Origin of the sequence: Nocardia neocaledoniensis (assembly GCF_003182135.1) — a bacterium.
GTDB lineage: Bacteria > Actinomycetota > Actinomycetes > Mycobacteriales > Mycobacteriaceae > Nocardia > Nocardia neocaledoniensis.
The window spans coordinates 187,882-208,116 of sequence record NZ_QGTL01000006.1 but is presented as its reverse complement, the minus strand read 5'-3'; the positions used below and the strand labels follow the sequence as shown (position 1 = coordinate 208,116).

The window sequence follows — 20,235 nt, the reverse complement described above, 5'->3', positions numbered from 1 at the left end:
CCGGTCCACGCGGGCGCGGCTGGGTGCCGAACTTGGCGGCTGATGATCGGCGAGCTTGGGCTGGGGAGTGGCTGGGTGGTCAGGATGCGCGGGCGTGGTGCCCGTCGATGCCGAGCTGGGTGAATTCGATGGTGAGTGGTGCGTAGTCGGGGTGGGCGGCGACCCAGGTGGCGAAGGTCGACCATTCCCAGCCGCGGTAGCGGGCGACTTCACGGGATCTGAGGGTGCGGGTGTATTCGACCGAGGCGTGCGCGAAGGCCAACGCGGCTTGGACCTGTCGGGGTGTCAGCGAGCTGGCGAACACCCGCAGTTCGAAGGTGTCTTCGGGGTAGACGTTGATCGCTTGCTGTCGGCCGAACCCGCGATGGCTGCCGCGGGCGAATTCTCGGCACCGTTGCCGGGCGGCGGGACTGAACTGAGCCCAGGTGGAGTCGCGGCGGGCCAAGGTGGTGACTTCGGATTGGTTGCGGTGGATGAATTTCATCCACCGGTAGATGTGGGCGGGGGAGTCGAACCCGTCGCGGGACAGGTGGATGTGGATGCCGACCTCGTCGTCGGTGTGGCAACCGAGCAAGCGCAACCGGCCGAGCAGCGACCAGGGGAACTCACTGATCGCGTAGTGGTAGGTCATGGGGTGGGTGACCAGTTCGAACCCGCAGGTAATCGATCCGTCCTGTTTGAGGTAGGCCAGATCGCCGAGAGCGGTGACGGCGGTGTCGACGGCATCGGTGAAACCCTCTCTGGTGGCACGGATTTCGAGTTCCAGGCCGAGGTAGAGGGGTCCGTCGCCGTGGAAGACGGGGGTGGGCTTGTAGAAGTAGTCGAAGATCGCGGGGTGGTGTTCGGATCGGCAGTCCGAGCACTGATCGGTGCCGAAGGGCACGAGGGTGACGCAGGTGTCGCATTCGCGGTATTCGTCGGCACACGGCTCGCAGACCTCGACCTCATCATCGGTGGTGTAGGAGCGCGCGGTGCGCGCCTGGCAATCACCGCATCGCAGGTAGTCCTGCGCGCAGCTCGAGCAGACGTCGTGGCCGCTGATGACCTCGACGAGGTCGCGGACCGAACTCCGGCACTGCGGGCACTCAGACCACTCGGCCCGGCAATCACTGCAGACTCCGTCGGTGTCCGCGATGTCGACGAGGTCGGCTGCCGGGGTCGGTGTGCGGCACTGGCCGCAGGCAGGTTCTGCGAGAACCGGGGTGGGCATGGGAGGTATTTCCTTCCGTGAAATGCACTGAGCCCGCACCCGGGGTGGGGTTCGGGCTCAGTGGCCGGTGAGGAATCAGAAGGCGCGATGCTGGACCGCCGACTGCGGTGCAGGTCGGGGATCGATCCAGGGTGAGTCCGGCGAAAGCGGACCTAGCCGCGCGCGAACATCGAGTTCGGTGGCGGCGTCAGACACCGTTGTCTGCCGGAGGAGGGGTTCAGTGCGTGGTCGCGAGTGCGGCCAGCAGTTGCGCGGTGTCGGTGGCCAGGCGGGCGCGGCCGTCGTCGAGCATGGCCGCGCACCCGGCCCACGCGGGCGCGGTCGGTGTCGGGGTGGGCAGCGCGAACACGGGCCGGTCGAGGCGGTTGGCCCAGCCGACGGCGTTGAGGGTGCCGCTGCGGATCCCGGCCTCGGGCACCACCATCCCGGCGCTGGCGAGTGCGGCGATGATCCGGTTGCGGTGCAGGAACCGGTCACGGGTGGGCCGTTCGGACGGTGGGTATTCCGAGACCAGCAGCCCGCGTCGGGCGACCCGCTCGAACAGGCCGTGGTTGGCGGCGGGATAGGTGTGGCGTAGTCCGCTGGCGGTGACGACGACGGCGGATCCGTCTGTGGCGAGCGTGGCTTCGATGGCGGCGGTGTCGATGCCGTAGGCGCCGCCGGTCACGATCGTCCACCCCTGCCCGGCGGCCGCGGTGGTGAAGTCTCGGGTGGCGGTGTAGCCGTGCTCGGTGCAGGCCCGCGCCCCGACGACCGCCACACCGTGCTCTGCGAGGGTGTCGAGGCGTCCGGCGCCGCGAGCCCACAGGGTGATCGGTCCGAACCGGTTGGTGTCGGGGGCGTCGAGTTCGGTGAGCTGGCGGGGCCATTGCGGGTCCTCGGGGGTGATCAGCCTGGCACCGATGCGGTGGGCGTCGGCGAGGTCGGCTTCAGCGCGCACCGACAGGCCAGGGTTGGAGCGGGCGAGGATATCGGCGGCCTCGTCGGGGCCGTGCGCGGCGAGCAGGACCGCGACCGCACCGCGTCGGGCGAGGGCGGCGCGGGCCAAGATCGCCCATGTCAACTGCTGGGCGTATTCGGCACTGATGGAGTCCATTCTCGATGAAGCCTTTCGAAGGTCTGGACGGCGCGGCAACCGAATGCGGGTCCGGGACGGAGGACGGCTCCTGTTGTGGTTGTCCACAGAGGTATCCACAACATGTGGATATCGTGAGCGCCGCTCACCTCCCGGACCGACGAGCGGTCGGGCCGAGGGTCCGGCGCGCGACGAGCACACCGGGTTACTGGCTACTCGGGCGTGGCGGGTTCATCGTCGAGGCCGAGGGTTTCCCACAATTTGCGGGCGGCGATGACTGCGGCGAGCAAGTCCATCGGATGGGAATCGTCGGAATTCGGTGCCGGGTCGCGGACCTTGCGCAACCGCAGGAACGGCACGCCGCGCAGCGCGATCCCGGTGGCCTCGGGGCCGGATTCGTCGGCCGGCACGGTGAAGACCTCGTAGTCGCCGCGCCGGATCCAGGCCACGTACCAGGCTTCGGCCGGTTTGCCCTCCCGACCCGGCGCGGTGTTCTCGGCGGGCGCCCAGTACCGGCAGCGGCACAACGGGTCACCGCACCGGTTGAGCGGGTTATTGCCGACGGGGTTGTAGCGGTCGACCTGCCCGGCCAGCATCACGCAAGCGCGGCGGCTGTACCAGGCGCACTCGGGGTGCAAGCCGGGTTCGACGGCGACGCCGCGGAGATAGTCGGCAGGGCGGATCATCAACACCAGGGTGTCGTCGAGCCCTTCCCCGCACACCTGACAACGCTTGTGGTGCAACACTTCCGCGAGCCGGTGTGGGTCGATGTTTCCCCAGACCGGGCGGGTCCGGTCGCGGTGGGCGAGGGTGATGTAAGGGACTACGAGTCCTGACGAGATCGGTGCTTTCGCCAGGCGCGCGGGGATCGGAACACGCTCGGCCGCGGGCGGTCGGGGGCCGGGGGATCCGGGGGTTGCGGAAATGGGTGCCTCGAATCTGGTGGTTCGGTGTCAGGTGCGGTGTCCTCGGTGGGGCAGCGGTGGGCGACGAGGACGACGGTGGTCGCTTGGTCTGGGGCGAAGGGTGTTTGCACGCGGAGGTGGATCAGCGACACCAGGCTGGTGGTGGTCGGGGTGGCGGTGTTCCAGGGCTCGTAGCGGTCCTCGTCGAGGTCGGGGATCTGGGTTTGTAGCCAGTCGGTGAGTTCTCCGACGTGGGTGATCACGATGTCCAGCGTTTGCCGGTGTGCGGGTCGTGGTCGTAGACCGGCACGACGGTGGGTGCGCCGAGGGCGTGCTCGGTGACCGAGGTCGGCAGCACGGCTTCCTCGCCGCTGGCGGCCCACCACCCGAGTGCGATCACCCACCGGTCCTCGGCCAGGTGGGCGGGGACCAGCCGCCAACTGATCCCGGTCTTGGCGATACCGAAGGGGTCGGCACCCCACCGGGTTTCGCGGGTGCCGTCGGCGGTGATGGTGTCGATCGCGGTGGCGTGTTCGATGCGCACCAACGCCATCACCGGCAAGTGATCGGCGATGATCTCGGTGTGGGGGAAGACCGCGATCGGTGTTCCCGCGGCGGGGGTGTCGGCGAAGGCGGCGTGCCAGCCGATGACCAACACCTCACGCGCGGGCCGGGGGATCGGGTGCAGGCGGGCGGTCCAGCGCGACGGCTCGGCCGCCCCGACCACGGTGGCGTTCACAGCAGCCCCTGGTCGCCGTTGGTGGTGGGCCGCTGGTGTTGCACGGATTCGATGAACCGCAACGGCACGATCAGCTGCTCCCCGGCATCAGTGCTCAAGCTGGCGTGGCGGGCGCCGACAGTGTCCACGCGCAACCGGGGCATCAGGTGCCCACCCCGGGTGCGGATGGTGACGGTCAGGTTGTTGTGGCGGGCCTCGTGGAGGGCGGCCACCACCATGGTCGACTCGGTCGAACCGGTCACCGGGTCAGCGACAGGGCCGAGGCCACGCAACTGGTTCAGGGCGGCGCGCACCCTGTGGCGCAAGGGCGGAACGGTCAGCGGATAGGTCATCGAGGGCGTCCTCTCCAAGAGGGCTCCAGACGGAGCGCGAAAGAGATGAGGGTCAGGCGGTTTCGAGCGCCAAAAGGTCGGCGTAGGGGTCGGCCTCGTCAGTACCGGCGCAGCTGCAGCGCGGGTAGGGATTGAGGCACGCTTCGCAAAAGCCGCAGTACGGGCAGTGCGGACCGTCGGGGTTGTCGTACTCTGCCCCGCAGTTGTCACAGAACCCGTCGCCGAACTCGTAGTCGACGAAGGCACCGGCCGGGTATCGGCCCAGCTCATAGGTGTGGTTGGAGTACCAAGATCCGTCGCGCCAGTGCCCGCGGTGTTCGTTGAAGATGTAGGCGGGGTGCTTGTAGGCGGGATCGACGGTGAGGATGGCGGCTTTGTCGGTGCCCAGCCACCGTTCGAACCGTTCCCGCCCGGCCCAGGAATCCAGCGACCCGAACGGGTTCTGGGGCAGGAAATCCTCGGCCGCGATCCGGGTATCGGAGCGGTCGTCGCCTTTGAGGGGGTGGACGTGTTCGGGCAGGATCCCGTTGTGGGCCAGCACGCTGCGTTTGTCCCCGCCGATGGCGAAGGGGTGACAGTTGGCGGTGGTGTGGTCACCGTGGGTGGCGAAGCGGGAATGAAACAACGCCGGCCCGTCCGGGAATGATGTTCGGGCGTGCGCGAATTCAGTGATCGTGGTCTGTGGGTCCAGGCCGTGGCCGACGATGAGCCGGTCCCCGGCGTGTACAGCCCACCCGTGCCCGTGCGGGTTCGCGACCGCACCGGCGGCGAGTGCATGGAAATCGGGGGCGATGCCGGGTTTGATGACGGTCAGGATGCACATGCAAGGTCCTCCTGGATTCCGGTGGACGCGCCCTGCGGGGTTCCGGTCAGCGCGGCGAGTTCTGCAGTGAGCGCGGCGTACTCCGGTCGCGCTGCCACCCAGTCGGTGAAGGTGGCCCAGTCCCAGCCCTGGCTGCGGACGACGTCGTGAGCGCGCAGGGTGCGCGTGTATTCGACGGAGGCGTGGGCGAATCCGAGTGCGGCCTTCACCTCGCGACGGTCGAGGGAGCTGGCGAAGACCCGCACCTCGAAGGTGTGCGCGGGTCGGGTGTTGATGGCGTGATAGCGCCCCCACCCGTGGCCGCCGTGCGCGAGATGTTTGGCCATGTCGCGGATGTCGGGGTCGAAGCCGGCCCACTGCGAGTCGCGGCGCCGCGCCAGCGCGGCGACATGGGTTTCGTTGCGGTAGACGAGTTTGAGCCACCGGTAGATGTGGGCGGGAGAGTCGAACCCGGCCCGCGACACATGCACGTGGATGCCGACCTCGTCATCGGTGTGACAACCCAGCAACCGCAACCGCGTCAACAGCGCCCAGGGGAACGCGCTCATCGCGTAGTCGAAACTCATCGGGTGGGTGACCAGTTCGAACCCGCAACTGATTGACCCGTCGTGTTTGAGGTAGCCGACCCCGTCGAGGTGGTTGTTCGCGGTCGCGACCGAATCCTCATAACCGCTGACGGTGGTGCGCAGTTCGAGTTCCATGCCCAGAAACAGCGGCCCTTGCCCGTGGAAGACCGGGGGCGGGCTGTAGGCGGAGTCGTGGACACGGGAATCGTCGGGCTGGGCGCAGTCGTCGCAGTAGTACTCACGTCCCCGGACGAGGGTGCGGCACCTGTGGCATCGGGTGTAGTCGTCGCGGCAGTCCTCACACACCGCCCGATCACCGTCGACGGTGTAGGAGTCGGCGGTGCGCGCGTCGCAGTCGTCGCAGGCGGTGTAGGACTCGGCGCAGGACTCGCACACGTCGTTGCCGGAGAGGACCGCGACGATGTAGGGCGCGTAGCGGTCGCAGTCCTCGCACACGGTGCAGGGGGCTCGGCAACCAGCACACCAGTAGTCGTCCGCGGTGGTCAGCGCGGTATCGCGGGCGGGGAGATCGCAGCGCTCGCACAGGTCGAGGGCAGCGACACAGCCGGAGCAGAGTTGTTCGTTCTCGGCGGTCTCGACCAACTCCGTAGTAGGGCGGCGGGCTGAACAGGCTTCGCATTCGGCGAGATCGACCAAGACAGCGGTCGGCATCGAATTCCTTCCCTGGAAACGACGAAAGCCCGCACCAACAAGTGCAGGCTCAGGAGAAAGCGTTGGGGCTGACGACCGCCCGCTAGGTGCTCGGCGGGATCGGCGGGTTCGCCGTCGGCAGGGGCAGCGGTCGGTTGAGGGCACGGTGGCGCGTCGAGCGGGGTCGCGGTCGGTGGCATTCGCAGTGCGGGAACCGATGCTCACACGCGAAGCACCACCCGCACGTAGTGCAATACCGGCTCACCCGGTGCACGTCGACGGCCTCACAACTACGACACACCGAACGGCGATGCGAGCCGTACCGCTGCGGCCAGGGCAGGTGACTCCAATTCGAATACCAGATCCCGTTGTCCCAGTGGCCTTTCGACTCGTTGAGCAGATACACCTGCTGGTCGAAGGCGGGGTCGACGGTGAGGATCAGCAACTTCGATGACCCCAGCCAGGACTCGAGCCCCCGAAACCCTTTGTGGGTGTCGATGGACCCGAACGGCTGGCGTGGGAGGTAGTCCTCGGCGGCGATGCGGGTGTCGGATCGCCAGTCATACGGGCCCGGATGCACCCGTTTGGGCAGGACACCGTTGTGCGCCAACATGGTCCGTTTGTCACCACCGAGGGAGAAGGGGTGGCAGTTGTCGACGGTGCGGATGCCGTGGGTGGCGTAGCGGGAATGAAACAACGCCGGACCCCGCGGATGCTGGGCACGGACCCGGGCGAACAGGTCGATCACTTCCTCGGCGTTCATGCCGTGCCCGGTCACAATCACGGGCCCGGCGATAACAGCGAACCCGTGCCCGTGCGGGTTCGCCTCGGCGCCATGACGCAACGCGGACGGATCCGGCGCGACGGAGGCGGGAATGAAGGTCAAGAGGCACACAACACGCCCTCCTGTTCATCGATCAGGTCGGCCAGACGGGCCAGTTCGGCCACCAAGGGCGCGTATTCGAGGCGACGCGACACCCAGTCGGTGAACTGGTCCCAGCCCCACCCGCCCGCGCAGATCTGGGCGACGGTGAGGTCGGCGGTGTAGGCGATGGAGGCCTCGGTGAACGCCAACGCCGCCTGCACCTGGCCGGGATCGAGGGAGCTGGCGAAGACCCGCAACTCGAGGGTGTCGCGCGGGTGCGGGTTGATCGCCTGATAGCGGGGCAAACCCACGGCGTGCCGGGCGCCTTTGGCCAGGTCCTTGACCCGAGAACGGGTGTCGAGCTCGAACGGGGCGTAGCGGCTGGTACGCCGCGCCAACCGCGAAACCTGGTCGGAGTTGCGGTAGACCAGCTTCATCCACCGAAAAATATGGGCGGGACCGGTGAACCCCGCCCGCGACGCATGCACGTGCAAACCGACACCGGCACTGGTCTCACAGCCCAACCGGGCGAGCTGGCGCAGAACCTGCCACGGGAACCCGGTGAGCGCGTACTGGTAGGTCATCGGGTGGCACACGATCTCGAACCCCATGGGCCGGATCGAGGAATCCCGCTTGAGATAGCCCAGCGATCCGAGTGCGTCGGTGGCGGTCGCGATCGCGTCGTCGAAACAGTCCTCGGGCACAACGACTTCCAGTTCCAACCCGAGGAACAACGGGCCGGTGCCGTGGAAGATCGGGTCGGGCCGGTAGGTGTAGTTCCACAACGTGTGCCGATCAGCGCACCGATCACACCCGCGCCGCCCCGCCAGCAGCGTGCCGCAATCCGGGCACGCCCGGAGCTCCTGAGCGCACGTGGGGCAGGCGCGGTGGTTGCCGACGACGTAACGGCTGTGGCGTGTGAACCGTTCACACCGGAAGCACTGATCGAACAGCTGGTGCGCGCAGACCCCGCAGACGAAACCATCGGTATCGGTCCGCAGACCGGTGAACGTCACCTCCATACACGACACGCACGGGTTCAATCCGGTCGCACAGTCCGAACACAGGCGCCGGCCGACGGGACTGTCGGCGAGGGCGAGCGAGCGAACCCCGCAGCGAAAGCACTGCGCGCAGGTCTGAGCGCACCCGTGACAGACGATGCCGCCATCTACTGGGATACGGACGCCGGGGTCGCGGGATCGACAGATCCCGCACGGGTCGGGCAGATCGAGATCGGGCACAGCAAAACCCCTTCCGAAAAACGACGAACGCCGCACCCGAAAGCCGGGATACGGCGTGAAAGACAGAACGAAAACGGACAGAACGAGCTTGGCGGAAGGAGGACCCCGCGCAGCTCAGGCGGCGCGCGCGGAAGCCAGCCGGCAGTCGACCGGTTCGCCGAAATGACGGCCCTCGCAGGCGACCAGTGTCAGGACCCGGGAGGACTGTGCGAGCTTGCGGCGGGCGGTCGCCTCGAACTCATCGATCCCGCTGGCGTTGACGGCTTCGTAGTGCCTGCTCACATCGTCGCCGAGTCCGTTTACCTCAGGCAGTCCGGCTTGACGCCACATCCGTACGTACAGGCCGAACGCGGTGGTGTTCAACGGCGTCACCAAGCTGGCACGCATGAGCGACAGCACGACTTCGACCGAGGTCCCGGGCTTGGTCGAGACCCCGGTTGCGACCCGGTCGAGCAGCTCTTGGGCATGGGCCCGGTAGACGAACTCGGTGGCCATGCGTTCCTCGGTCGCGGTCAGCAGCGGAAAGCTGTGGTGCAACACATCAGCGACATCGGGGTGACGGTGCTGGGCTCGACGGATCTCGTCCTCAGCCCACTCCAGCTGGCTGAATATCGCGAAGAGGGTTTGGGTGAACTCCGATCCGGCAACTGCACTGAGAATCGATTCGAACTTGGCGAACTCGGTGGTCAATGGTGCCCCTTCTGCGGAACTGTCCGGGGGAGGAACTGTCGTGATGGGAAAGTGAAGTGGGGACCGTCAGGTGCAACACGTGGCGCCACTGGCCCGGTTGTGGCTGGTGAAAGAGGGTGTAGCACTGGTATGTTGCCGTCACGATGGGGTGAGGGTCCCGAGTCTGCGGCGTAGGATGGCAGGCGGGAGAGCCGCTGGTCGGGCCATTCTCAGGAGATCGAGATGCCCGCTGGCAAACAACGACGATCCAAGCGTGACCCCGAGTCGACTCGGCGTTTGGACGAAGTCCAGAAGTTGATGAAAGCTCGGCGTGAGGCAGCCAGGCGCCGCGAGACCGCGGCGATGGACGCGGTCCAGACCTACCTACACGCGGCAGGAGCGATCCGACAGCGCACCGGCATACACGAGCAGCGCGTCGGCGAGCTGCGCAAGCGGATCGAACAGTTCGAACGCGAGTACGACGCGGAAGTCACGCGATGGCGCGGTCAGCAAGCGGGAGCGGTGACGGCGCTGCGCGAGTTGGGCGAGACGGACGCAAGTATCGGTGCACTACTCGAACTCACCAGCAAACAACTCCGGCAACTCACGGCTCTTGCCCGAGCGGCCGAAAAATCAGCCGCTGGACCCGGCGGACAGGATGATCCGGGTGAGGTGCCAGGTGGTGGAGGTCTAGTCCCCGGAAGTGACGTCGAGGTGGGTTCCGCAGGTCCGCAGGGCGCACTGAACATTGACGCGCCAGGTCAGAGTTTGGCGTAGCCCCCGGTGTTCCAGACATGCCAACGGAACTGAGCTGGAGCGAGCGGGACGCGGTGCGGGACACCGGGCTCGGTCGGATACGGCCAGTAGGCGACACCACACCGGTGGCAGTAGTAGGCGTGACTCCACACTCCACGAGCCCTGTTACGTCCTGCCTGAACCTTACCGCTTCGATTTGAACGCTTGACAGCGGCGATCAGGATCGCGACCACCGGCACAGACAGCCCAACCGGAACCATGAACAGCCCTATCAGGTACACCATGACCTGACCGGGACTACCGCTCGGCGGATAGATCCGCAGCGAGTCAATGCACAGGACGTAGAGGAGAAGGACGAAAAGGCCCAAACCCACGCCCACGGCGAACAGCCGACTCGCCGACGGCAGAATCGGCTGCCAGGCCAGGCTTCTCGCGAGCGCTGAGCTGTGACTGTACTCGTGCGTGGATGTGCCAGCGACAGGGAACAAACCGCCAGGCGCGATTCCGACCCCGGCGTACGTACCGGTGCTGTAGCCGCCGTGGGTGCCGTCGGACATGACAGCGGGCACGTTCTGGACCCAGTCGACGCGTTGGCACTGTGGACAGGACATATCGAAGTTCACAGGTCCCCCAAGGACATGGTTTCGCTGGAGAAGAGCACGAGAAGTGTGGTACCTGGCAACGAACCGTGCATCGATCAAACACCGGACCCGAGCCACTGTCGATGTGGTGTGAACCACATCCGGCAAATGTTCAGCCCCGTGCGCACAGGTCGAAACAGTGTCTGCCCCAACCGGTCACAGGTATTGGGCGTGCGCACGGTCGAACGCAGCGTGCGCACCCCCTGGCGGGTAGTCGGGCCCTACGTGCGCACGGTTGGATCGGTGTGCGCACGGGCGGCGGCGGCTCTTGCATGCAGTCGTTCGGCGTCTCGCAGGATCCGGCTGACTGCGGACCGGCTGCGTCCGAGTTCGCGTGCAATGCGGGTGGCGCTCCAGTCATCGAGGTAGCGATGGGTCAGCACCGCAAAGACGGTCGCACGATCGCGACGCCCGCCAGGGTCTTGGTCGCAGATCGACGTCGCCAGCGCCTGCAGGTCGATGTCTGAGCTGATCCGATCGTCGAGGAATTCCTCGACGGGTTCGGAAGGTTCCGGCGGCGCGGCGGGCAGTGCTGCTCGGACACCCTCGGTCGGGCGTGGTTCGAGCGTGGGTAGCGGTGCTGGCGTCTGAGATGCCGCGTCGATGTCGGTGTTGGGTTGCTGTGCGTGCGCCAGAATCAGCAGGGCCAGTGAACTTTGGGTCATGCTTCCCTCCACGATGAGCGGCCACAGCCACGCTTCGCCGGCGGGCACGCCCGCGGTGATCGCCAGGGCGCGGAGCGCGGTGAACGACAGCCAGAAAGCGCCGCCGGCGATCACCACGGTCAGGGCGGTCGCAGCGCGACGCGCGGCGATCGAGACGGTGTCGGCGCGTGCGAGCAGCGCAACACCATGAACAGCAGCCAGCAACGCCAGGGGCGGAATGACCGCGACGGTGGCTGCGACCACGGGCAGTGCCGTGGTGTGCAGGACGGCCTGGGTCGCGTTGCCGATCACGCTGACTCCGGCGGCGATACAGAGCTCGGTCCAGAAGAAGACGTGCGCACGGTCCGTGCGCACGTCTTCACTCGTAGCGGGCTGGTTACAGACGGACGATGGCGATATCGGTTGCACAGGCTGATCCCCTTGCTTGGGGGCTTTTGGTGGTCAGTGACCGAGCACGGTGAGGCTGGAACCGCTCGGCGAGGTCGTGGTCAGCCGAGATCGAGGCCGTGAAGGGTCAACAACGGCACCGCCTATCGGCGAACCCTGCGGCCGCTGCCCGCTGGGCGAAATCACCGCCGGGCCTAGCTCGCGAGGGGTGCCTGACGATGGGCCCCGCACAGGTGCATCTGCGGTCGAAAGCTGGTTCGACGGTGAGGAAGCCAAGCTGGGATGCGCGAACCACGATTCGAATCCACGAAACCCTTGTCGGTGTCGATCGGCGCGAACGGCTGACCGGGCAGATAGATTTCGGCGGCGATCTTGGTGTCGGATAGCCAGTCATACGGGCCTGGGTGAACGCTTTCGGGTGGTTGATCCGACCTTGCCGTGGAGCTGCTTGGCCAGACCGGGCCGCCCTACACCCAGCGCCGCGAATTGCTCGAACTCACCGCCTTGGCCGCCTCGCCGGGGGCGCTCGGTGCCGAGGGAATCACCTGTAGCAATCGAATTGGACCGCCGCGGTCACATCCAAAGCCATACCGCCAGACTGCTACGAATCGGGCAGCCTGCCAACCCGCGATTGCGCAGATTTGCGCCGCGCTAGGCAGCTACGTTGGGTTGCGTGTGCGTGAGCACGTAGCGGATCAATCGCTGGTTGGAGGCTGCGAAGTCGAGGACACCGAGGCTTTCCCCGGTGAGGGAACGAACTTCCACTCGGGTGAGCTTCCAGCCGGGCCAGAACCTGCGGCGGCGAATCGACACGGTGTACTCGACAGCGGGTTGCTCGGGCAGTACGAAGGTTGCCGAAAGCTCTGAATCCGTGCGGGACATGCCATGAGCGTAAGCGATCGTCAGGGTGCGCGACCCCTCGCATTTCCTTGGTCGGACTCGAGGCGGCAGCGACGAGCTGGCCGCTACCAGCCCAGATCCGCAGTCCGCGAGATCGAGGACGCGACCACCGCTCCGGTCAAGCGCTTGTCGAGGTCCGCGGTGACTACCTCACCGCGCTCCACACCAAGGACACGCACGAGAGAACGCCGTCGCGCCCGGCGCCGCGATGGTGATCGCGAGGTCGCCGATCGGATGCGACCGCTTCGCTGGTGAGGTCACTCTGGCTGGAACGGGAACCTATACGGGGGGCATGGCCGTAGTGTCCCGGGAGGATTGTCGGCCGGTGGCGAAGTGCTCCGCGTGATGGGATTCCTGTCGGGAGGGCCGCCAGGCACTCCCCGCTTTGTCCCCACTAATTCGGCCGAATGCCCCGTTGTCCACCGTTGTCGATAGTTGTCGAGGATTGTCTTCACGATCCTGTCTCGCCAGGTCAGAACGATGATCCGATGTCCGATTTGTTGCTTGCCGTTGTCTGTGGTAGTCCGTTCTACCCGCACCGAGAAGGTCGGGGGTTCAGTTAGTTAACGCAGACGTGTTGGTGATGGGTACCACCCCCGCCCACGTACGAAGATGTGCGCACCACTGATGTGTAGCGTTGGAAACCGGGAATGGGTCGCTGACGATGTGGTGTGAACCACAGCTGGCCATGCGGGATGCTTCCTTGCCGATTCGCGACCAGGGTCATGCCTCGCGATCATGCACACCTGCGGTGATCGCCAGAGCGTGCAACGTGGACGACTGCACGAACGATGTTGATGGCGGGAAGTATCGGACGTTCGAGCCTGGTTTGCAAACCGAACGATGTGCTAGGTCGTGATGGTTCAATCCCGTCAGCCCAGAGTTGACCCCTCTGGCTTCGGTCCGCGAGGGCCTCTCGTGCGTCCGCTAACGGATCCAATCCGGCTTGCCTCGATCTGGTCCAGGCGGTGCATTGCGTCAACGACATTGTGGGGCAAGGCGCTCTGGCGCGGCGCTGCTCCGCCGCGTCCAGGCGGATGTCGCTCAATGCGGGTTGAATGGGTTTGGATCGAGGTGAATCGGTCATGGACGCTGCACGTGAGGTGGGGCGTGATCGGTGGCGGGTGTGCTTCGAGGCCTGGCGGGGCCCGTTTCCACCGCGTACTGTGAATGTGGGAGAGCTACTGAGCAGGGCTGACCTGAGAGGCTAGAGATGGCCACCAGCAGACCCCGCCCATCGAAACATGGCAGCAGCGACGCATTTCGATGCGTGGATCGTGCGTGCGATCTGATGTGCCATCGCAACGCAACCCGCGCTGCGACAGTGGAGTCTCCAGACGCCGCGGCCGCGATACCGATTGGTGCTCCAGAACGTCGAGCTGGCATATCTGGGTTAGCGACCCCTAGGGAAGCGGCGGAGTATCTGAGGACCACCGTCGGTAAGCTCGCCAATGACCGGAATCGTGGTAGCGGGCCTGCGTATGCGAAGTATGGCCGCAGTGTCCTCTATCCGTGGGACGCACTACAGGCCTTCATCGAAGAGTGCACGATCGGCGATGATTAGGGTCCGCGTGCTGCCTAAATCAGCTATCGGAGAGCTATTGTCGCAGGGCTTCCGCACGCGCCCTGGACTTCCTACGCTGGCGCAAGACGTCAAAGAGGATGGCTGAGCCCGAAGCGCACGAAAACGTCTGGAAATCGGTGACGAATGTCCCAGATCGAACTGGCGCCTGGGGTCCCGGGAAAGTTCAGTGAGCCGAAGTGGAACGCGGAGCGCAACACGTTCCAGATCCACTGCCTGGTGGGGGAGCCGTATGGGGGGCCGTCGAAGGTTCACGCCTCGGGAAAGACCAAACCGAGAGCTCGCGCGAATCTGAAAAACCGTATCGCACAATGGAAGCCGCGGGCCGGGCTGATCGGTACGTACAGCGCGAACGTAACCGTGGCGGAGCTGTGTGAAGTGTGGCTTCGCCGCTACGAGCGCGACGTCACGAAGCGGCCTCAGAATGCCAAACACTATCGGCGCGAGATCAATCCCGCGACGAAGGGGCGTGGTGACGACGGCAAGATCACGATTGCCGGTTCGGTGCTGGGGAAGATGAAGGCGTTGGAGACCAGGCCGTTCCATGTCCGGATCCACCTGGAACAGATGAACGGGACTGCGTACAAGAGAAACAGGCAGAAGTCGATTCTTCGCAACGCGTTCCAGCTGTTGGTCGACGACGGACTTCGTGATGACAACCCGGTGAGCAGCGTGGCACGGAACGGCGCCGGCCGCACGCAAGCGCCCGTCAACCGTCGTGGGATCGGCAATGCCAATCCGTACTTCTCAGATGAGCCGCGTCCGTTCAGTGCGGACGAGATGGACGAGTACTGGCAGGCGGAGCGGGCCTACTTCCCGCGTCGCAATGCCGGCCGATGGTATGAGCAGCGATACCTGGACTTCACGCTCCTTGCCTATGAACTCGCTGCTCGTCCCGGCGAAGCGCTGGCGGTGCGGCTGGACGAGGACGTCGACTACGACCGATGCGAGGTGACAGTCGCGGGAACCATCATCGACACAGAACTCAGGGCACATCAGGTCAAGAGCATCGTCGATCGCTACAACCTCGATGACGATGAGATCGTCTACCCGCGAGGCTGGCCGCGCTACGATGACGAGGACGTGGTGTGCGTGGCATTTCGGCAGCCGTTCACCAAGACCGCGAGGTCGATGCGGACGATCAAAGCAGGTCCCGCGTGCATGGCGATGCTGCGGCGCCGAAGGATCGCCGCGGCACCTGGGCACCGGTTGGTTCTTCCGTCGCGAACGGGAAAGGTGGTCAGGTCGGAGCAGATGTCGCTGACGTGGAGCAAGATCGTGAAGAGCACCGGCCTGCGGTGGTCCACGCCCAGGACGCTGCGCTCGACCCGTGCGACCCGGGTGGCGGAAAAGTACGGCTTGCCGGCTGCTCGGCTGATCCTCGGCCACGAGGTGGATTCTCCGGTGACGGCACGGCACTACGTTCCGGACGAGCGTCGGGTTGTCGATCTGGCTGATGCGCGGTGAGGATCGGTGAATCTGCGGGCCCCGGGCCCAAAACGTCCACAAAACGGTCACAAGTCGACCGTCGTGCGGGAACAAGTCCAGGTCAGGACAGAGATTGATGCACGGTGGCTATATCGAGCCGATCCTGCACCGCCGTCGTCGCGAGTACAAGGCCGCGCAGAAGTAGGACTGTCGAGTGTGTGAAAAGTAGCTGTTAGCTGCACTTTTCATCAGCGGCCCCGCTCCGGAGAAATCTGGGGCGGGGCCGCTGTCGTCACAACAGATCACCGTGTGTACCGGCTCGTCACCCGCAAAACGGTCACAGCGGGCAACTCGCCACAAGTGGTCTACGAGCTGGTTTCCGTGATCATCCGAGCTGAAACCGCAGGCGCCGCGGATGTATCCCGTTGCCACAGCCACAGTCTCGACCTGTGAGGGCGGATGCCGATGCGGCGCGCGGATGTCGGACGCTGTTTCTACAATCCGGGCGTGACGCTCACCCTCGCCGATCTCGTCGGCTACACCGATCGCGGCCTCGATGCCGACCTCGCCCGCTGGTTCCCTGACGCCGAACTGGTCGCCATTCCCGCCGAAACCCGTTCGGTCGCGCCGTTTCTCGAGAAGCTGGCTCCTGCCGATGCCGCGGCACTGGCGGCGTTCGATCGCCGGGTCCGCTCCGGCGGGCTGCCACAGTTCCTCGACATCTTCGACTGGTCCTACGCGTTCGACTTCGCCGGCAACGACTGCACTATTCTCGATGGCGACTACACCACCGAACTCACCGACGAGGACGTGTTCTCCCTCGGCGCCGACGGCGGCGGCAATCTCTACGTCGTCCTCACCAACGGTCAGGTCGCGGTGTGGTTCCACGAGGAGGACGTGCTCGAGGGTGGGACCCGTTTCGACAACCTCGACGTCTTCCTCTGGTCCTATGTGCGCTATCGAGCGGTGCGGGCGGGCAAGCTGGCCCGCGCTGATGTCGAGGCCGATTTCATCGCGCTCGGGCAGGACGGCGCACTGGCCGAGGATCTGGGGCTGCTGAGCATGATGGCCTGAGTACCTCGCCACCGTGGCCGCGACGACCTGAACTCCCACGCCGGCAGTGCTGAGGCATGTTTCGTTGCCGGGAGTCAGGCGGGAATGTCGCTCGATTCGCGCGCCGAGGCGACGGCGGCGAAGGGAGCGAAGGATGTCGTGTTCCGGGTGGCGGGGGAGTGCGCGGCCCGCGGTTGTGTCGGCACGGGCGACGTCGTCGTCGTTCGGTGCTGACCTCGACAGCTTCATCGAGGTCGAGGATTCGGGTTCTGGCTGGATGAGGATGTCGGCAGGGTGTCTCTCGCCAAGTCGACCAGTCCACCAGGGCAGCGCGCAGCCGCCACCGCTTCGACCGAAGCGGGCGAGGCGGCGCGAGCTGACGCAGCCACATCGACACGCCCGCGCGATACCCGCTGCGGGCGTGTCGATCTCGGCGTGCGGCAAGACGGACGAGAGCGTGAACAGGAACCGGGCTTCAGGAAGATCCGGCACGTGAGCTTCGTCGACGCCATCCTGAAATCGGTCACCGGCAAGATCCTGCGCAGGGAACTGCGTCAGCGCGAAGCCGGGCACTGATGGGCGACAACGCGATTCGGGCCGGACTCCGACGTCCGAGGTGACACGCCGGTCGCGGCCAGGGCGAAACTTCGCCCAGCGAATGTTCTCCTGTGCGAACGAGATTCCGCGCAGCAGCGTGAGGCATGGGACTACCAACCTGCACGCAAATCGTCAACGGACGCGTGTGCAATGTGCACCGCGAACCTCGCGAACATGCCACGACTCCACCATGGTGACCCTGCGAAGGGATGGCCATAGTGGAGGAATAGTTCGTGCGCCGACAACGGACCCGTTACGTGATCTCAGCGCGGCTTCCACCGCACCGTCATACCACGATTCGAGGGAGATCAGAAAAGCATGAGAACCGACGCCACCAGGTACAGCAATTTCACCGGTTGGATCGATCGACCGGACGATGTGCGACCCGCCTTGGACGGCGACCTCACCTGCGACATCGCCGTCGTCGGCGGCGGCATGGGTGGAATGGCGACCGCCCTGCGCCTCGCCGAGCGCGGCCAGGAGGTCGTCCTGCTCGAGGCCGAGTTCTGCGGCTACGGCTCGGCCTCGCGCAACGGCGGCCAGATCGCCGGGGCGCCGGGCGGGGACCTGCGGATGCTCGGCTTGTTCTCCGGCAGCAAGCTCTCGGTGATGGCCAAGCTGGCTGAGCATGCGGGCCACTACGTGGAAGATCTCATGAAGACCCATGACATCGACTGCGACTATGTGGCGAACGGCTTGGTGTGGGGTGCGATCTCCCCGCTCATGATGCTCAGGGTCCGCACACAGGCGGCGATTCTGCGCTCTGTCGGCGGGCAGGGGACGGTCGGCAACCGTGAGCAGCTCGGCCTTCCGACCGGCTTCGTTGGCGGCATGCGAGAGACCATCGGCGGCATGCTGAACCCGGGCAAACTCGCCCGCGGTGTACGGCGAGCCGTACTCGACTCGCCCGTCGAGCTCTACGAGCGAACCCCGGTGAGCGATGTCCGCAGGACGGGCGGCATCGTCGAACTCACCACCCCGAACGGCACTGTGCGGGCGAACAAGGTGGTGCTGGCGACGAGCGCCTACGGCGGCGAATGGGACATCACGCCCAAGAACCTCTCGGTGCCGCTGTACGTCATCGAGATCGAGACCGAACCCATCGCGCCTGAGCGGCTCGCCGAACTGGAGTGGACCAGCCGGTCCGGCATCATCACCCAGCACCAGGTCATGACCCACTACCGGCTCACCGAGCGCAACACCATCGTCTGTGGGGTCCGTCGGCCGGAGCGCGGCCCGGGCTACCCGCTGCCGGATCGGGTTCCGTCCCCGAGCCTTGTGAAGGACATGGCGGCTGACCTGGCCGACCGGTTCCCGACGCTGGCCGACGTGTCCATCGCGCAGGCGTGGGGCGGTTGGATCGGCATCAGCGCGGACTGGCTGTCCGTCGCGGGCCAGGTGGGCAACAACGTCTACTACTCGATGGCCTGCAACGGCCACGGCCTGTGTCAGGTTCCGTATGTGGGCAAGATGCTCGCCGACTACATCGTCGACGACGAGATGCCGGAGGACCTCGCGGGCATCTGGTCGGACGCCCCGAAGTACCCGGCATCGATGGACCTGGTCATGAACCCGTTCGTGCTGCGGCTCGTCTGGAGCCTGGACCGGATGAACGACTTCTTCAGTGGCAGCAAGGCGCTGGCGCGGCGGCAGCTGCGTCGCCGAGGACGCGCGAAGCGCTGACGTGAGGGCGCCCCCGCTCCAGCTCGGGCAGCTGGAGCGCGGGGCGACCCCGCCGTCGCGGGCGGGCGGCGGTCAGCCCGTGCCGCGAATCCGCAGAACCATCAACGCCGTCGCTACTTCGGTCGGCCGGTCGGCGAAGGGGCGGGGGAGGAGTTCGTCGACACGGGCGAGACGCCGGTCGATCGTGTTGCGGTGCGTGAACAGCCGATCCGCGGTACTCGACCGGTTGAGGCCTTCCGCGACGTAGGTGAGCACCGTCTGATGCAGGACCGGGCTCGCGGCCTCGAACTTGCCGAGGACATCGGTGACGAACTGATCGAGCTGTCCGACATCGGCCGACATCAAGTCGATCATCTGGACGTCCTCGTAACGGATCACGGCCAGATTCGAGCGGAGCCGCGACAGCAGGCGTTGCGCCGCCGCGGCGTCCAGGTGAGTTCGCCGGAATCCGTTGATACCCGATGCCGCGCGGCCGAGCGCCACGCGAGCACGGGGGTGCCGACTGAGCATCTCCTCGAGATCGGCGGCGGGCGGCACAGTTCTCGACGGAATCCACAGCCACTGCGCGGAGGTTCCCGCCACCACGGTGAGTCGACCCTCCGCGCCGCAGGCCCGCATCAACTGCTCGCTGACCGCTTCGAGGGCGTGCGCGTCGCGCTCCGAATCCGTCCACACCACAGCGCCGATGTGCGAGCCGGTCAGCGCGTATCCCAGCTGGGCCTCGGCGCGTGCCGGCGCGATGTCGGCACCCTGCAGCAGCAATTCGACGGTGGCGTAGCGCTGCAGCTGCGCGCCGCCGGCGAATTCTTCGCGGACATCGTCGACCTGTTGTGCCAGTGCCGCGATGGCGTCGTCGACGGAGGTGGTCAGCGAGCAGGCGGAGACCGCCACGAGCTCCTCGAGTTCCTCGAGATCGCCTGCCACCCTGAAGCATTCGGCCAGCCACCACCGCCACACGACGTACTGTCCGGCCCGCCACGAGGTGACCTCGTCGGTGGTGAGGCCGCGCAGAACGACATTGCGCGCGTAGGTACGCGTCTCCGCACTGTCCGCCGGCGGGACCCGCACGCCGGGTGCGGCGATGTTCGACGTCAGCCACTTCTTGAGGGTGAAGACCCCGACGCGGTCGCTGGCCTCGGCCAGCACGGGGTCCTGGGAGATCTCCAGGTAACGGGGATCCCGGAGCGCCGCCTCCTCCATGTCGGCCAGGATCTCCTTGTGCCTGGCGAGCATGGTCTCGGCGACATCGCGGAAGAGCTCGCGCACCCGGTCGGAGGGCGCGGGCCACAGTTCGCCGAACTCCACGGTCATTGTCCAGGAACCTCCATCGCTCGCCGTGACAACGAGTATGCGCCGCCGGCCCCGGCGATCGGGTCGACGCGCGCCGCACGAGTCGGTCGAGCCCCGGGTACTCGCCGAGCTCGCGGTAGTCGACCTGCCACAGGCCGGGCGACCCCGGCGGGTACC

Annotated in this window: 20 protein-coding genes; 5 read left to right on the top strand and 15 right to left on the bottom strand. The window is 66.3% G+C overall.

What is annotated here, in order from left to right; genetic code table 11:
* Nucleotides 1-79: 79 nt before the first annotated feature.
* The 11 genes from DFR69_RS18500 to DFR69_RS18450 form a co-directional block, all read right to left on the bottom strand.
* A complete protein-coding gene (locus DFR69_RS18500; RefSeq protein ID WP_244198340.1) occupies nt 80-1,210 on the bottom strand; it encodes a hypothetical protein in 1,131 nt (376 codons plus the stop codon).
* A 217-nt stretch (nt 1,211-1,427) separates the two neighbouring features.
* The gene (locus tag DFR69_RS18495; RefSeq protein WP_110038833.1) at nt 1,428-2,306 is read right to left on the bottom strand and encodes a DNA-processing protein DprA; all 879 of its coding nucleotides are present in this window, start codon (nt 2,304-2,306) and stop codon (nt 1,428-1,430) included.
* 191 nt (nt 2,307-2,497) lie between these two features.
* Complete coding sequence (locus DFR69_RS18490) at nt 2,498-3,007, bottom strand: hypothetical protein (RefSeq protein WP_146229318.1); 510 nt, start codon at nt 3,005-3,007, stop codon at nt 2,498-2,500.
* A 101-nt stretch (nt 3,008-3,108) separates the two neighbouring features.
* A complete protein-coding gene (locus tag DFR69_RS18485; protein WP_110038831.1) occupies nt 3,109-3,453 on the bottom strand; it encodes a hypothetical protein in 345 nt (114 codons plus the stop codon).
* A complete protein-coding gene (locus DFR69_RS18480) occupies nt 3,450-3,929 on the bottom strand; it encodes a hypothetical protein (protein ID WP_110038830.1) in 480 nt (159 codons plus the stop codon). The genes DFR69_RS18485 and DFR69_RS18480 overlap by 4 nt, the downstream gene beginning before the upstream one ends.
* A complete protein-coding gene (locus tag DFR69_RS18475) occupies nt 3,926-4,261 on the bottom strand; it encodes a hypothetical protein (protein WP_110038829.1) in 336 nt (111 codons plus the stop codon). The genes DFR69_RS18480 and DFR69_RS18475 overlap by 4 nt, the downstream gene beginning before the upstream one ends.
* A 52-nt stretch (nt 4,262-4,313) precedes the next feature.
* A complete protein-coding gene (locus tag DFR69_RS18470; protein WP_110038828.1) occupies nt 4,314-5,084 on the bottom strand; it encodes a class II glutamine amidotransferase in 771 nt (256 codons plus the stop codon).
* Entirely contained in the window at nt 5,072-6,322 is a 1,251-nt protein-coding gene (locus DFR69_RS18465; RefSeq protein WP_244198339.1) for an amidoligase family protein, read from the bottom strand. The genes DFR69_RS18470 and DFR69_RS18465 overlap by 13 nt, the downstream gene beginning before the upstream one ends.
* Nucleotides 6,323-6,404: 82 nt before the next feature.
* The gene (locus tag DFR69_RS18460) at nt 6,405-7,196 is read right to left on the bottom strand and encodes a class II glutamine amidotransferase domain-containing protein (RefSeq protein ID WP_244198338.1); all 792 of its coding nucleotides are present in this window, start codon (nt 7,194-7,196) and stop codon (nt 6,405-6,407) included.
* Nucleotides 7,184-7,951 (bottom strand): amidoligase family protein, encoded by a 768-nt coding sequence (locus tag DFR69_RS18455; protein ID WP_244198337.1) that lies wholly within the window; start codon nt 7,949-7,951, stop codon nt 7,184-7,186. The genes DFR69_RS18460 and DFR69_RS18455 overlap by 13 nt, the downstream gene beginning before the upstream one ends.
* Before the next feature lie 570 nt (nt 7,952-8,521).
* The gene (locus DFR69_RS18450) at nt 8,522-9,097 is read right to left on the bottom strand and encodes a hypothetical protein (protein ID WP_110038826.1); all 576 of its coding nucleotides are present in this window, start codon (nt 9,095-9,097) and stop codon (nt 8,522-8,524) included.
* Nucleotides 9,098-9,373: 276 nt separating this feature from the next.
* Here DFR69_RS18450 and DFR69_RS34010 point away from each other — a divergent pair, with 276 nt between their 5' ends.
* Nucleotides 9,374-9,853, top strand: coding sequence for a hypothetical protein (locus DFR69_RS34010; protein ID WP_146229317.1), 480 nt, complete (start codon nt 9,374-9,376; stop codon nt 9,851-9,853).
* On the opposite strand, the gene DFR69_RS18445 is transcribed toward DFR69_RS34010, so the two are convergent.
* The 3 genes from DFR69_RS18445 to DFR69_RS18435 form a co-directional block, all read right to left on the bottom strand.
* Nucleotides 9,838-10,389, bottom strand: coding sequence for a hypothetical protein (locus DFR69_RS18445; protein ID WP_146229316.1), 552 nt, complete (start codon nt 10,387-10,389; stop codon nt 9,838-9,840). The genes DFR69_RS34010 and DFR69_RS18445 overlap by 16 nt on opposite strands.
* Nucleotides 10,390-10,694: 305 nt before the next feature.
* Nucleotides 10,695-11,492, bottom strand: a complete 798-nt coding sequence (locus DFR69_RS18440; protein WP_167456315.1) for a DUF2637 domain-containing protein — start codon at nt 11,490-11,492, stop codon at nt 10,695-10,697.
* Nucleotides 11,493-12,176: 684 nt separating this feature from the next.
* The gene (locus DFR69_RS18435; RefSeq protein ID WP_110038823.1) at nt 12,177-12,407 is read right to left on the bottom strand and encodes a hypothetical protein; all 231 of its coding nucleotides are present in this window, start codon (nt 12,405-12,407) and stop codon (nt 12,177-12,179) included.
* Between the two features lie 1,726 nt (nt 12,408-14,133).
* On the opposite strand from DFR69_RS18435, the gene DFR69_RS18425 reads away from it, so the two are divergent.
* The 4 genes from DFR69_RS18425 (at nt 14,134) to DFR69_RS18415 (ending at nt 18,768) form a co-directional block, all read left to right on the top strand.
* Nucleotides 14,134-15,474: a tyrosine-type recombinase/integrase gene (locus DFR69_RS18425; RefSeq protein WP_110038822.1), complete on the top strand. Its 1,341-nt coding sequence runs from the start codon at nt 14,134-14,136 to the stop codon at nt 15,472-15,474.
* 468 nt (nt 15,475-15,942) lie between these two features.
* Nucleotides 15,943-16,509 (top strand): hypothetical protein, encoded by a 567-nt coding sequence (locus tag DFR69_RS18420; protein WP_110038985.1) that lies wholly within the window; start codon nt 15,943-15,945, stop codon nt 16,507-16,509.
* A 273-nt stretch (nt 16,510-16,782) separates the two neighbouring features.
* A complete protein-coding gene (locus DFR69_RS34005; protein ID WP_146229315.1) occupies nt 16,783-17,064 on the top strand; it encodes a 4-coumarate--CoA ligase family protein in 282 nt (93 codons plus the stop codon).
* Between the two features lie 339 nt (nt 17,065-17,403).
* A complete protein-coding gene (locus DFR69_RS18415; RefSeq protein ID WP_110038821.1) occupies nt 17,404-18,768 on the top strand; it encodes an NAD(P)/FAD-dependent oxidoreductase in 1,365 nt (454 codons plus the stop codon).
* A gap of 72 nt (nt 18,769-18,840) precedes the next feature.
* Here DFR69_RS18415 and DFR69_RS18410 read toward each other — a convergent pair whose 3' ends face one another.
* Nucleotides 18,841-20,079: a PucR family transcriptional regulator gene (locus DFR69_RS18410; protein WP_110038820.1), complete on the bottom strand. Its 1,239-nt coding sequence runs from the start codon at nt 20,077-20,079 to the stop codon at nt 18,841-18,843.
* Nucleotides 20,080-20,235: the final 156 nt, after the last annotated feature.